Origin of the sequence: Burkholderia sp. SIMBA_051, assembly GCF_046534915.1 — a bacterium.
Classification (GTDB): domain Bacteria; phylum Pseudomonadota; class Gammaproteobacteria; order Burkholderiales; family Burkholderiaceae; genus Burkholderia; species Burkholderia ambifaria.
Map to the genome: position 1 here is coordinate 1 of NZ_JAWRXS010000901.1, position 236 is coordinate 236.

1 protein-coding gene is annotated in these 236 nt (G+C 71.6%); it reads right to left on the minus strand.

What is annotated here, in order from left to right:
- A partial coding sequence (locus tag SB771_RS37070; RefSeq protein WP_410722295.1) for a hypothetical protein occupies positions 1–236 on the minus strand: 236 nt, incomplete at both ends.

A 236-nucleotide genomic window follows, 5' to 3' on the forward strand; every position in this document is an offset into this window, starting at 1 on the left:
GCCCGTCACGACGAGCGTACGCGGTGTCGCCAATGCGCGGGCGGTCGGCTCTGCGAACGCGATCGTCGAGTCGTTCAGCGCGACGGAGCCGACCGACGAATCCGCGGTGACGGTCCAGCGGCTGTCCGAGTCGAGCGACAGCGTGCGCACCGCATCGGTCGCGCCGGTCCACGTGGACGCGTTCGACAGCGCGACGTCCGTCAATGCCGGCGTCGGGCTGCCGTCGTCGGCCGGAT